Consider the following 14554-nt stretch of genomic DNA (forward strand, 5'->3'; position numbering starts at 1 on the left):
ATTTTCTTCACGCTATTATCTCCGAAGTCGGGATTAAGAAATTTCAAAATCTTCTCTTACTATTTATCATAATTTTTCATGATATATTCAAAATAGTGAATCATTTTCATATAGTTTTCGATACTAATATATTCGTTGGTGCTGTGAATGCTTTGTTTCTCTGCATCATTGATTTTAATTGGCATAAATCTATAAATATTCTTACTCACAATTTGATATTTGTAGGCATCTGTAGCTGCAATGGTGAGATATGGAGTAACGATGGCCGAAGGATAAATCTCTTTGATGGCCTTTTCCATAATATGGAAAGAATTTGTATCGGAAGGAGAAACTAAAGAGGCTTCGCGGGTGTTGTCTATTTCTTCAACCTCAACATCAAAACCTTCGCACGCTTTTGCTATATGGTCTTTGACTTCTTTTATGCTATTGCCGGGAATTAATCTGAAATTGACCAAGAATTCTACTTCGGGAGAGAGTACATTTGGACCATCGCTGCCTTTCATCATAGTAAGTGCCGTTGTTGTTCTTACTAATGCGTTTGTAGAATTGTTTTTGGTGAGTTGTGATAATAAGACAGGCTTAAGCAACCATTGATTGGCGATTGCTAATCTGTTTGCAAACGGCATAGATACACCAATGTTATCAAAAAAGTCATGAATAAGCGGAGTAATTACGGGTTTCATCTGATGATCTTCAAGTCTTTGCATAATGATTGCTGCTTTGCCAATAGCACTTTCCATTGGGGGCATCGAAGAATGACCACCCAAACCTTTTACTTTTATTCTTGCGGAAAGAAATCCTTTTTCGGCGCAACCTATAACAGCAACATCAGAATCTATTCCTTTGACACTGCCTTTTTCTAATACTAAACCGCCTTCGTCATAAACAGCGTCGAAAATCAATCCTTTTTCTTTGAAATGTTTTGCAATTTGCAGGGCTCCTTTTTGTCCGCCCACCTCTTCATCAAATCCGAATGCGAGATACATATCTCTTTTGGGAACATGTTTAGATTGAATAAGATTGTTAAAAGACTCTAATAGCGAGAAAAACATGCCTTTCATGTCTATCGTTCCGCGACCGTAGATTCTTCCATTAGCAACTGCCCCTGAAAATGGAGAAAAATCCCAATTCTCGGCAACTTTTGTTACAGCAGGTAATGCTTTATCGTCTGGTCTAAAAATATTTTGGTCATTATTTATAACATTTGCTTCTCCCGGAGGAACAACATCCATATGAGATAAAAATAAAATGGGATGTAATGCAGATTCACTTCCTTTTAGTTTAAAAATTAATCCATAGGTATTAATTTCTACGACTTCCGTATTTTGATAAACAAGAGGATATGTTGTTTTAAGATAATCTTTAAATTGATCGAAAGTAGAATAATCAAACTCTCCCAGTTCACCTGTAGAAACAGTGGGAATTTTTATACCTTCTGCTAATCTTTGAATAGCATCATCGTTTCTGATAAATTTATATCCTACTGAATTTTCAGTATTTACTTTTTTAAATGGATAAGTAAAGGTTCTTATCAGTAAAAATATGATGAGAAGAATAATTATACCTGCGAGAATAAATAAAATCTTTTTCATAATAATAGTATTTGTGATACTGATTGGGTTTATAACAAATATATAGAAGAAATTTGGGTTTTGGTTCTTGTATGAAAATTTTCAGAAAATGTATGACCTTTTTAATTATTAATATTCATTAAAATAGATAAAACATTTCTCTATTAAAAACTATATTTGCAGCTTAAACTAAAACTATGAAAAAACTTTTCTTATTTCTTCTTTTTTTACCAGTTTTTCACTTTTGTCAGATTAATATTAATGCTAATCTACTCGAAACGAATTTCGGAGGAGACAGCGACCCAAAAGAAATAATAAAAGTGGGCAACAAGATCTTTTTTACAGCATTAGGAATCAACCAGAATATATCCAGTAATAGAAGAATCTACGTAAAAGAAAACCTCACCACTGAAGCAAAATATATTGAAATAAATAATAGCCAATACAATTCTATTTCTATTATCGGAAAACTGGGCTCTATTGTAATTTTCACCTTAGAGACAAATGGTTTTGCCAATAAACAAATATGGCGCACGGATGGTACCAATTCTGGAACCTATCTAGTAAAAACTATTGAAAATTCATCAAATTACTCTTTAAATAACATCAAATTTACTAACGATAAATTCTTTTTTACCATTCCTGATGGAAATCTTACCGCATTGTGGGCTTCCGACGGAACGGCTGCCAATACTTTACAGGTAAACAGTTTTTCTTTTCCTTCAAATTTTGTAATTCTGAATGGAAATCTTTTATTCTCCTTACAGAATTCTACATTAGGAGCTACCCAGATTTATAAATCGGACGGAACAACTTCCGGAACATCTGCTATCGTAACGTTTCCTACAACCGTAAATTCGGTAAATGGTTTTATAACTTCCGATAGCTTTTGTTATTTTTTACAAACCGAAAACTTTTCAGATTATAAATTATGCAAGGTTGATGTGGCCGGAAATGTGAATGTTATAAAACAGCTTACCCAATATCAATACACAATAAGAGGAGGCTATATTAACGGGAAATTTATATTTTTCAATAGAGAAAATAATACCACGAACGGTTTTGTAATGAATATTTATGATGAAAGTAACAATACTCTTTCTATTTTAAATAATAATGACCAGAATGTTTACGATGTAATTGCATTTAAGAATAAAATATACTATCTATCAATTGATTACAATAACAATAATGAATGGATGATATCTGATGGTACATCGGTAGGTACCAAAACATTAAGCAGCGTATTTAATGAAACAGGTTTATACCCCATAAAAAAAACAGAAGATTCCCAATATTTGGTTCTAACTAATAATAGCGATCTTTTTTTAGCCGACGGAACCTCTGTGTTAAAGAAAATAGTAAAAGAATCATCCACTTTTTCATTTACTAATCAGGCAGATTTTACATTTTATGATAATTCTAATGTAATTTTTAGTGGTAATAATGATGAAAACGGAACCGAATTATTTTTCTTCAATAATTCTGAAACGAAACTGCTTGAAGATATTAACCATACTCTAAATGGAACTATTACAAATCCTATTGAGCTGAATAATAAATTAGTTTATTTTGGAAGCAGTTATAAAAGCGGTATGGAGCCTTTTGTTTCAGACGGAACAATAGCTGGAACAAAAATACTAAAAGATATAAACCCTAGTAGCTATAGTGGCAGTGTATTTTACGGCGACAATCCTACATTTTTTAAAAATGGGAATAAGCTTTTCTTCAGATGCTCTAATGGAAATGCTCCTAATGAACCTTGCGTTACAGACGGAACAGAATCCGGAACCAGACTTATAAAAAAACTAGGAATTTATACCCAAGGTTCTTTGCCAGAAGATCCATACTTCATGAGTTTAAATGATAATGAAGTCTTATTTTCGGCAGATGGCAATGGTAATAACTCGTGGGGCGATTATAATCTTTGGAAGACAGATGGTACAGAATCCGGAACAGTTCTTATTCATTCCGTATATCCTGCCAAAGGAAGTTTTGACCAAAAGATAAGCAGTGCAAATATCAACGGTTGGGTATACTTTACAGGGCAGGCAACTTTAAACGATGACCTTGGAATTTGGAAAACTGATGGAACAACTGCCGGAACTCAACCTGTAAAAACGTTTGTAGGCCCCAATAATGTGGTATTATTCCCCAAAATTATTGCGCAATACAACAACAAGATCTTCATTATGACTACTCATTGGAGTACTACTCAAGATCTATATGTATATGATGTAAGTACCAATACTTCTACATTTCTTCAGACACGTCCTCTAGGAGAATTAGATATTCATGCCAATAAAATGAATTTCATAGGTTTTGAAAAAATCATCACATTGGATATGAACACCTTACAGTTTACAGAAAATATTTATAATCCCGGTGCCGCAAGCTGGAATAGCTCTTTACAATATAAACAATGTGAAGACAATTTATTTTTATACAATTATACAACAAACGGTGGAAAACTATTCACAATCAATAATCAAGTAAATCAGCCAATACAATTAAGCCATCTCAAAATTACAGCCAATACCTGTATCGACAACAAAATGTTGTACACCGCATATGCTTCTAATTTTACCTCAGAAAATGTAATGAAAATTACAGATGGAACAAGTACTACAGATGTAAATATGTTTCTAAATAACCAACCTGTGGATTTATCTTATTCTTTAAATAATATATTTGGCTTTTACAAAATTCAGGATAAATTATTTTTCCATGGACAGCTTTTTCAGCTTAATATGGCAGGTCATGAACTATATTCAATAAGTGATTGGAATCAGTTTCTAAATACTAGCGATACTAAATTTTCATCTAAAAATGCTGTAGATTTAATTACATTATTTCCTAATCCGGCAAGTCATTTTATTAAAATAAAAACGGCAGACAAGATAAAGATTATGAATGTTTCTGCTTATGATATAAATGGACGCAAAATCATTTTAACTTCTCAGAACAATACATTTACTGATTTTAATATCAGTAATTTACCTACTGGTATTTATATTATGAAAATTGAAACAAATGAAGGAGTGGTAAGTAAAAAGTTTGTAAAAAAATAATTACAGAGGTTTCCAAAGAACTAAAAATGCTGAGTATACTAATTGGTACTCAGCATTTTTTCTAATTCTTGTTTTCTTTTTCTAATAAAATCTGTAGGGCGAATATTATTAATCTCTGTGAAAAGATCTGAAAAGTTTTGTCTTGAAGCAATACCACATTCTTTTGCTAATGTTTCTATATTGTATTTCAGATATTCTTTATTTTCAAAAAGAAGTTTTGTGATATAATTGATTCTTAATTCACTGAGGTATTTATTGAAATTAGAACCTTTACAATCATTAATTACCTGTGACAGATATTTGGAATTGGTGCCTAATTGACTGGCTAATTTATTAATTGTAAGTCCTTTTTGGGTAAATCCGTTTTTATCCTCAAATGTTTTGAGTTTTTTAAGCAAATCTTCGACAATTGCTTCATCTAGAGAAGTTTTCTTTTCTTCTGTGGTATTTTTTTCGGAAACTTTTATTTGTTTTATTTCTGTTTGATGATCACGTAGCTTTTCTTCTAAAGCATTGTATCTCTGCTGAATATTTTTTTCTTTTCTGTAACGTAAAACCAAAAGTAAAATAAGAGCAATAACAAAGAAAATTAAAGTAATGATGATGAAGGTTCCCCAAGAGTTTTTTTTCTGAAGTTTATTTTTCTCGTCTAAAAGTGTTTTTGTGTCATATTCTTTATGGATTTTTGGCGAAAGATAAATAAAATCTTTAGAAATAATGCTGTCTGCCTTTAAAAGCTGACTCGTGTAGTAGAGCTGTTTTGCAGGGTCTTTTTCTTTTTTATAATGGTTTATCAGGAATTCATAATTTTCCCTAAGTTCCGGGAGAATGAAGTGATTTTTTTGGAAAATGGAATCTACTTTTTTGAAATTAGAAATGGCTTCATTATTATTTTTTAAGCCCATTAATGTTTTGCCAATATAAAAATAATCGACTGAGAGCCACGCAAAATCTCCGCTTTTCTGAATTGGAAGTAAGGATTGATTTAAATTATAAATAGCATCCTGATAAAGATCTTTTTTGTACTCTAAAATACCTTTATTGAGGAGAAAATATCCTTTTTCCTGTGCATAATCCGGATTGTTGGAAACTTCTGTAAGTCCCTTCTCTATTAATGAATCTGCCTTCGGTAGGTTATTTAAATTACGATAGCAAATAATTAACTGATGCAGGCTGTTGAGATATCCTTTTTTGTTGTTGTAAATTTCATTTGGATGTAACGGCGACTGTATCTGCAAATTATAATAATCTATACAGTTTTTGAAGATTTTAGAGGCTTCATCGTAATAACCAAGATAGCTTTTTACAACACCGATGTGATATAAGTTTTGATATTTCAGGAAATTATTGTCGCTGTTTTTAGAGTATTCAAAAGCTTTTAGATATTCATTAAGCGCAGGCTGAAATTTTTTATAATTATAGTAATAAATAACGCCTTTATCTATGTAGGCAGCGCTTATAAGATCTTTATTCTGAGATAATTTGGCAGCAGTAATCATACTATCTGCATATTTTAACTTTTCTTCTTTCGTATTAGAATAAAATATACCGTCTTTGTAGCCCTGAACTAATTTTTCGTAGTTTTTTTCTGCTTTTGCCTTATTTATATAATTTTTTATATAAGGTAATGCTTTAGAGTTTCCCTCTTCAATCTTTTCATAATTTTTTCTGAGTTTATAATATTCGCTATAGACTTCTTTCTGACCAAAAGAAAGTTTAAAAATTATTATAAATATTATTAAAAATAGTTTTTTAATCACCTGTTTATACAAAATAAGGGAAACATTTAACTCAAAAGTACGTAAAATTCAGGAATATTAATCAAACAAGATAGAATTATTAATGATATTTAATTATTGTTTGATAAAAAATACAATTAACTAATTATCAACACTTTAAACATGTCTTAATTCTGGAATTAGGACGTCTTAATTTCTGAATACAGACCATAAGTTCTTTTTTTTATGACATTTAGCCTATAAATTCGGAATCAGAAATCAAAAACAAAACCTGGCCAGGGGTAACCTTTAATTCAGAAAATAATATGAAAAAGATTATCTCTTTATTATCCATAATCATTTTATCTGCTACCGTATTATCATGCAGACAGGATGACGAAACTGAACTAACACCATCAGAAGAGACAATTATTAACAGAACCTCTGATATTAATAAAAATTCTGAGCTCAAAAAAGAAAATAGTGAATCTTATATGAAAGATTCTATAAATGAGGCCGAGGATAAAGATGAAGTGGAAGACCCTCCTGTAAAAAACGGAACACACTGGAGGATAAAAAAATAATTTATCCGTCATTTATTTTGTAGTGCGCAATGCAAAGAAAATGACATATAAATAATCGTGAAAATAATAATCAATTTCAAAATTTAATTAACATGAAAAAAACAGTTTTACTAGCCGCAGGTGTAATCGGACTTACCCTAATGTCTTTCGCTGACACAAAAAACACAGATATCATTGAAGTAAATGGTAATGTTGTTACAGTAAAAAATACTGAAAAAATTTCTAAAGCAGATTTAGAGTTTTTAAGTAAAACTTTAGTAGGATGGAGCTATTGCGATTACCAATCAGAGCAAAGTACTTGTACAACTAAAAACAGAACTTTCCCTGATGAGCCAACTACACCGGTGCTTACAGACATCAACAAAATCATTAACAAGTACCAATAAAATACTTATACAGGATGCTCAAATGAGCATCCTGTTATTCCCCCAATAATGGTCTTATGAAAAATACATATATTGAATATATCATCCTTTCCGTAATTATCATAAAAGTTATTATTACCGGAATAACAACCACTACCGACTCTTTTTGTGATTTTTATAAATACGAAAAACCGATAACGACAAACGGATTAAAATATGAGAAATTTATTTCTTCTTATGCAGGTTTTGATACCGGATATGGTTTTTTTGCACCTAATGTAGCAAGTAACTTTATTATTATTTCTGAAGACAAAAACAGTGGTAACTCTTACATTTCAACAGAATTATTAACCACAAAAGAAGGAAAATTAAGGTTTGCCAATATTAATGATGTTTATATGAAGAATATTACTGCTAAAGATAAAAATATGCCTGAATTAAAAGTAAATCATATTTTATTAAAGCAGGTGCATAAGAATATCAAAAAAAAACATGGTGAAAATATAGTTACTTACGCTTATTTATATGATCAACCAACGTTGGATGAAAGTAAGAAAGGAACAAGATTAATAAAAATTGATAGTGTAAAATGAAAAACTTTTTAAATACATATTTTAATAAAACTTTTACCCCAAGTTTTCTTGTTTTTTTCAGGATAAGCATTGGCTCTATTTTATTGATTCATTTTCTTTCTATGTGGAATGATTTTGACTTATTGTATGGAAGAAACAGCATTATACCTGTGGAAATACACCGCGTTTTCTACAGCTATGATGTACTATCATACAGTAGAATAGAATCTTTTCTTTTAAATTATTCAGACAATCCAGGTATTATTTTCAAATGCACTTATATCACATTTACAATATTTATAATTTTAGGTATCTTCAGTAGGATTTCAGCGCTTATCTTGTTGCTTCTACAAATATCTTTTGTAAAAACCGCAGCATTATTTTTTTATGGCGCTGACTTCTTTTCCAGCATGTCTTTATTCTATATTTTATTATTTCCTACCAGCAGTTATTTTTCTATTCAGAAAAAATATTTTCCCAAGACAATTGTTAATTTTCCTATACAATCTTTAAATATTAGCAAAAGAATTATCCAGCTACATATTTCAATTGCTTATTTTTTTTCAGGATTTGATAAAATTTTGGGCTTTAATTGGTGGAATGGCGAATCTGTATGGAAATCATTAAATCTACCAAATTTCACACATTTCATACACTTACCTTCTATTTTTAATGAAAAATTTAAATATTTTTATATTGCAGGAGGATGGATGATCATTATTATAGAAATTCTATATCCTGTTTTCATCAATATTAATAAAACGAGAAAATTGTGGCTTACTTTAACAATATTAATGCATATAGGCATCATTATCAGCTTTAATCTCTTCTTTTTTTCAGCGATAATGATTATATGGAATTTAACATCTTACTACTTTAACTATTATGAAAAGGATAAATCTTATGACCAAACTTTACTTCCTGCTAACATTTCTCATCAGTAATTTTATATTCTCTCAGTCTTACAAGGTATTTTATGAGATGAAATGGAATAATAAAGGCGATGGCTCTCATCACGAAGAGCTTTGCACTTTACTTACTAATGAAAATGGCAAATCATATTTCCAGTCGTATGAAAACTTTAGAAGAGATTCGGTTCATACAAAAACAGTGAATGATTATTTCGCCAACAAAGCAAAGGGATTAAGATTGGGAGACGGAAATACAAATGCAAAATTTCGTTCTTTAATTATTAAGAATATTTCACAAAATGATATTACAGTAGAAGAAAAATTTTTTACAAGTATTTTTTCTACAAACTACACTTCCTGCAAGCAAAACTGGAAACTTATAAAAGACAAAGCAACAACAATTTTAGGTTATAAGGCAAATGCAGCCACCACAGAATTCGGAGGAAGAAAATGGATGGCATGGTATACAACAGAAATCCCAATTAGTGATGGGCCTTACAAATTTTACGGTCTGCCAGGGCTTATTTTAAAAATAACAGATTCTGAAAACACATATAATTTTGAAATAAAAGGAGTGGTAAAAGAGGTTAATGATATTGAAAAAAGAAATTTTTCTTATGATCAACCAGTGAATATTTCGCCTAAACAATGGAATGTATTCTGGAAAAAGTACATTAAACAACCTTCTGTAATTTTTGAAAATTTAAATACCGCACAAACAACATATGTTATCAACGGAAAAGACGTGAATAGTAAAGAGGTAAAAGAATCTTATAATAAAAAAGAATGGGAAATTCTTAAAAATTTTGAAACTCCTATTGAATTAACAACAAACTGCTTATAACACCCAATCACTTCTCAATAAAGTAACTAATAACCGCTAAACTCATTTAGCATTTTCATGTCAGGACAAGGGTTCGGACTTAAGCCATCTGAACCTTTGTTAACATGAATGATAAGAAGACACTTTACTTCTCAATATAAAAAACTAATAACCATCAAGATTTATTCTTAAACATTAATTTTTTTAAAAAAGGGTTCAGACCATTACGATCTGAACCCCGCTTTAAAAAAAATAACGATTTAAAAGTTCCTCTACTTCCAGCCTCCTCCTAAACTTTTATAAATATCAACAACTGTACTTAGTTGTTTTTCTTTTGCTTCCACCAATTCCATCTTAGCATCCAAAGCATCTCTTTGGTTCATTAAAACTTCCAGATAATCTGCTCTTGAATTTCGGAACAATTGGTTGGCAATATCGATCGATTGGTCTAATGCTTTATTTTCATCAGATTTTAGCTGATAATACTGATCGATGTTTTTTACTTTCGACATTAAATTCGCTACATCCAGATAAGCATTAAGAATGGTTTTATCATATTCATATAATGCTTCGATCTGCTTTGCATCTGCGGTTTGAAAATTTGCTTTAATGGCACTTTTGTTAATCAGCGGACCTGCCAATTCTCCTACCAAATTATAAGCAATAGATTCCGGCATTTTTACTAAATAAGAAGGCTTAAATGCTTCTAATCCTAATGTTGCAGAAATTTCCAATGTTGGATAAAATTCTTTTCTAGCGGCTTCTACATCTAGTTTTGCGGCTTTTAATTCTAATTCAGCTTGTTTAATATCAGGTCGATTTGATAATAATTGAGAAGGAATTCCTGTATAAACCGTTTGCGGAATTGTAGACATAAATGTTTCCTTCGGTCTTACAATCGGCTGCGGATATCTTCCCAATAAAGCATTAATCTCATTTTCTTTTTCTGTGATCTGCTGACGGATGGTATATTCTGAAGCTTTTGATTTTGCTAATTCTGCCTCAAACTTTTTCACCGCCAATTCTGTAGCAGCAGCCGCTTCTTTCTGAATTTTAGATATTTCTAAAGCTTTTTTCTGAAGTTCAATATATTTCTGAATAATATCCAATTGGTTATCAAGAGATAATAATTCATAATAATTATCGGCTACCTCAGCAATTAAGCTTGAAAGAACAAAATTCTTTCCTTCAACCGTTGAAAGATAATGAGCCACTGCTGCATCTTTCTCATTTCTGAGTTTTTTCCAGATGTCAATTTCCCAGTTGGTCATTAGACCGCCTTCGAAATTCCCTAAATTATCGGGAACAGGTTTTCCCGGTTCCATTTCTGTAGAAGCATCACCTGCACCTTCGCTGGTATATCTTCCGGCTTTTCTTAATCCGGCTCCGACACCTGCAGAAACTGTAGGACTTAGCTTTCCTTTTTTAGCTACTACCCCACTTTTAGCAATCTCAATTTCCTGCAAAGTAATCATCAAATCCTGATTGTTCTTTAGCGCAGTTTCAATTAATGCAACTAAATTCGAATCGGTAAAAAACTCTCTCCAAGGTGTCATTCCGCTGTTGGCATTGGCATCAGCCTGTTGCTCTTCTTGGTTAAAATTCTGAGGGATATTTTCTTTCACCTCATCTTTTATTACGGTCGCCATTGGCGCCTTACAACTTGCTAAAACAAGCGATAAGGCGATGGCTGCTATATATTTATTATAAATCTTCATGTTTGTCATCGTGTTGATAAGGTTCTGTTTGTTCAGTTAAAGGATTTTCCTCTTCATATCTTGCCAATCTCGATTTTTCAGCAATGGTTCCGAAGATGTAATACAATCCTGGGATAATCATTAATCCGAAAATAGTTCCGATCAACATCCCTCCTGCTGCTGCTGTACCGATCGTTCGGTTACCGATTGCTCCCGGTCCGGTTGCCATCACCAATGGAATCAAACCTGCGATAAATGCAAATGATGTCATCAAAATCGGACGGAAACGGATCGCCGCTCCTTCAATCGCTGCCTGAGCCACCGGAATGCCTTCTTCTGCTTTCTTCTGGACGGCAAATTCCACAATCAATACAGCGTTTTTACCTAAAAGACCGATCAACATGACCATCGCCACCTGAGCGTAAATATTGTTTTCTAATCCTAATAATTTTAAACATAAGAAAGCTCCGAAAATACCCGTCGGCAACGATAAAATTACCGGTAATGGAAGAATGAAACTTTCATATTGAGCCGAAAGAATCAGATAAACAAATCCTAAACATACCAAGAAAATAAAGATGGCTTCATTTCCACGGTTTACTTCGTCTTTAGAGATACCCGCCCAGTCAATACCGAAGCCTCTCGGAAGTGTTTTATCCGCTACTTCCTGAATGGCTTTAATCGCTTGTCCGGAGCTATAACCCGGTGCTGGAGTACCACTCACCTGTGCCGAGTTATACATATTATGTCTCGTCATTTCTGATAAGCCATATACTTTTTCCATTCTCATGAAATCTGAATATGGAACCATTTCTCCTTTATCATTTTTCACATATAATTTTAAAAGATCTGTTGGCAATGCACGATATTGTGGCCCCGCCTGAACAATTACTTTATATGGTCTGTCGAAGCGGATGAAACTTGTCTCGTAGTTGGAACCGATTAATGTGGAAAGATTATCCATTGCATTTTCAATGGTAACACCTTTTTGCTCAGCGAGATCGTTATCAATTCTCAACATATATTGAGGGAAACTCGCAGAATAGAAAGTAAATGCAGAACCTAATTCGGGTCTTTTATTTAATTCTTTCACAAAATCATTGCTCACCTGCTCCATTTTATGATAATCACCACTTCCCGCTTTATCCAGCAAGCGAAGCTCAAAACCTCCCGCTGCTCCATAACCAGGAACGGATGGCGGTTGGAAAAATTCAATATTTGCTCCGGGAATATTCTTCGCTTTTTCTTCAAGCTTTTCAATGATTTCTGAAGCTGATTCTTTACGTTCATCCCAACTTTTAAGATTAATCAAACAAGTACCAGAGTTAGAACCTGTACCTTCCGTTAAGATTTCATAACCTGCCAATGAAGAAACAGATTGTACCCCATCAATACCTTCAGATTCTTTCAATAGTTCCTTCGCAATCTGGTTGGTTCTTTCTAATGTAGAACCAGGCGGAGTCTGAATAATTGCATAAATCATCCCCTGATCTTCCGCCGGAATAAACCCTGAAGGAAGTGAATTGCTTAAAAAGAACGTACAAGCACAGAAAGCTAATAATAATGGTAAAGTAATTGTTTTTTTCTTCACCGTTTTGTTCAGCATTCTTTCATATTTCCCGGCTCCTTTCGTAAATAAATTGTTGAATTTATCTAAGAAAATAGTAATCGGAGTTCTCTTTTTAGCTTTTCCGTGGTTATTTTTTAAAATTAAAGCACATAAAGCTGGTGTTAACGTTAAAGCTACAACCCCTGAAAGGATAATCGCCGAAGCCATCGTAATCGAGAACTGACGATAGAACACCCCAACCGGACCAGACATAAATGCAATCGGAATGAATACGGATGCCATTACCAACGTAATTGCAATAATCGCCCCGCTGATTTCGTGCATGGCCTCTTCTGTCGCCTTTAAAGGAGATAAACCTTTCTCTTCCATCTTGGCATGTACGGCTTCAATCACCACAATCGCATCATCGACGACGACCCCAATTGCCATTACGAGGGCAAAGAGTGAGATCATATTTAAGGTAATTCCAAAGGCGGACATGACGGCAAAGGTACCGACCAACGATACCGGAACTGCAATGGCTGGAATTAAGGTTGAACGCCAATCGCCCAAGAATAAGAATACTACAATCGCCACCAAAATAAAGGCTTCAAACAAAGTGTGAATTACCTTTTCAATGGAAGCATCCAAGAATCTTGAAACGTCATAACTAATGTCATAATGCATTCCTTTCGGGAAGGTAGTTTTCTGCAATTCGGCCATCAAAGATTTTACATTTTTGATAACGTCGCTTGCATTCGAACCATACGATTGTTTCACCGTGATCGCTGCGGAAGGTTTACCATTCAAAGTAGAATAAATATCATACATGGATGAACCAAATTCTACATCGGCAACGTCTTTTAGTCTGATAAATTCTCCATCTGGTTTAGCTTTAAGAATAATATTCCCGTAATCCTTTTCATTATTAAAACGACCCGGATATTTCAAAATATATTCAAATGACTGCGAACGCTTTCCGGAACTTTCCCCTGTTTTACCCGGCGATGCTTCCAAACTCTGCTCATTAAGCGCTTCCATTACTTCATCTGCTGAAATACTGTAAGCCGTTAATCTGTCAGGTTTTAGCCAAATACGCATGGCATATTCTCTTGTTCCCAGGATATCTGCAAAACCAACTCCGCTTACCCTTCTCAATTCAGACATTACGTTGATATCTGCATAGTTGAACAGGAATTTCTGATCGGCTTTCGGATCATCACTATACAAGTTAATGTACATCAACATATTAGGTTCTTCACGGGTAATTTTTACCCCTTCACGAACTACCAACGGCGGAAGTTTGTTAACCACCGAAGAAACACGGTTTTGTACGTTTACAGCTGCTATGTTAGGATCGGTTCCCAAGTCGAAAACCACCTGAATAGAAGCTTCCCCGTCATTTCCGGCATCGGAAGTCATATATTTCATTCCCGGCACACCGTTTAACCCTCTTTCCAACGGAATAACCACGGATTTAATCAACAATTCGTTGTTGGCACCGGGATATTCTGCGGTAATGTTTACTTTGGGCGGTGAGATAGACGGGAACTGCGTTACGGGAAGTTTTACCAAAGACAAAACTCCCATAAATACGATAATCAAAGAGATTACGATAGACAGAACAGGTCTGCGAATGAATTTCTTAAACATAAAAATAATATCAATTATTAATGATGAATGATAAATAGCT

10 protein-coding genes are annotated in these 14554 nt (G+C 33.1%); 6 read left to right on the forward strand and 4 right to left on the reverse strand.

Annotation, left to right across the window (positions count from 1 at the left end):
- Positions 1 to 59: 59 nt before the first annotated feature.
- On the reverse strand, positions 60 to 1592 hold the full coding sequence (locus ABEG63_RS07450) for a M20/M25/M40 family metallo-hydrolase (protein ID WP_346583991.1): 1533 nt from the start codon (positions 1590 to 1592) through the stop codon (positions 60 to 62).
- A 176-nt stretch (positions 1593 to 1768) separates the two neighbouring features.
- On the opposite strand from ABEG63_RS07450, the gene ABEG63_RS07455 reads away from it, so the two are divergent.
- Entirely contained in the window at positions 1769 to 4642 is a 2874-nt protein-coding gene (locus ABEG63_RS07455; protein WP_346583992.1) for a T9SS type A sorting domain-containing protein, read from the forward strand.
- A 38-nt stretch (positions 4643 to 4680) separates the two neighbouring features.
- On the opposite strand, the gene ABEG63_RS07460 is transcribed toward ABEG63_RS07455, so the two are convergent.
- The gene (locus ABEG63_RS07460; protein ID WP_346583993.1) at positions 4681 to 6402 is read right to left on the reverse strand and encodes an AraC family transcriptional regulator; all 1722 of its coding nucleotides are present in this window, start codon (positions 6400 to 6402) and stop codon (positions 4681 to 4683) included.
- A 284-nt stretch (positions 6403 to 6686) separates the two neighbouring features.
- Between ABEG63_RS07460 and ABEG63_RS07465 the strand changes: the two genes are divergently transcribed.
- From ABEG63_RS07465 to ABEG63_RS07485, 5 genes are all read left to right on the forward strand, one after another.
- Complete coding sequence (locus ABEG63_RS07465) at positions 6687 to 6944, forward strand: hypothetical protein (protein WP_346583994.1); 258 nt, start codon at positions 6687 to 6689, stop codon at positions 6942 to 6944.
- 92 nt (positions 6945 to 7036) lie between these two features.
- Entirely contained in the window at positions 7037 to 7330 is a 294-nt protein-coding gene (locus tag ABEG63_RS07470; protein WP_267403936.1) for a hypothetical protein, read from the forward strand.
- Positions 7331 to 7386: 56 nt separating this feature from the next.
- Positions 7387 to 7902 (forward strand): hypothetical protein, encoded by a 516-nt coding sequence (locus ABEG63_RS07475; RefSeq protein ID WP_267403938.1) that lies wholly within the window; start codon positions 7387 to 7389, stop codon positions 7900 to 7902.
- Entirely contained in the window at positions 7899 to 8825 is a 927-nt protein-coding gene (locus ABEG63_RS07480; protein ID WP_346583995.1) for a hypothetical protein, read from the forward strand. The genes ABEG63_RS07475 and ABEG63_RS07480 overlap by 4 nt, the downstream gene beginning before the upstream one ends.
- Positions 8785 to 9636, forward strand: a complete 852-nt coding sequence (locus tag ABEG63_RS07485) for a GLPGLI family protein (protein WP_346583996.1) — start codon at positions 8785 to 8787, stop codon at positions 9634 to 9636. Before ABEG63_RS07480 ends, ABEG63_RS07485 begins: the two co-directional genes overlap by 41 nt.
- A 251-nt stretch (positions 9637 to 9887) precedes the next feature.
- Here the strand turns inward: ABEG63_RS07485 and ABEG63_RS07490 are convergent, their stop codons facing one another.
- Both ABEG63_RS07490 and ABEG63_RS07495 read right to left on the reverse strand, forming a co-directional pair.
- A complete protein-coding gene (locus ABEG63_RS07490; protein WP_346583997.1) occupies positions 9888 to 11333 on the reverse strand; it encodes a TolC family protein in 1446 nt (481 codons plus the stop codon).
- A complete protein-coding gene (locus ABEG63_RS07495; protein WP_346583998.1) occupies positions 11320 to 14514 on the reverse strand; it encodes an efflux RND transporter permease subunit in 3195 nt (1064 codons plus the stop codon). Before ABEG63_RS07495 ends, ABEG63_RS07490 begins: the two co-directional genes overlap by 14 nt.
- Positions 14515 to 14554 lie beyond the last annotated feature (40 nt).

The sequence above is a fragment of the Chryseobacterium sp. C39-AII1 genome (genome assembly GCF_039672645.1).
Taxonomy (GTDB): domain Bacteria; phylum Bacteroidota; class Bacteroidia; order Flavobacteriales; family Weeksellaceae; genus Chryseobacterium.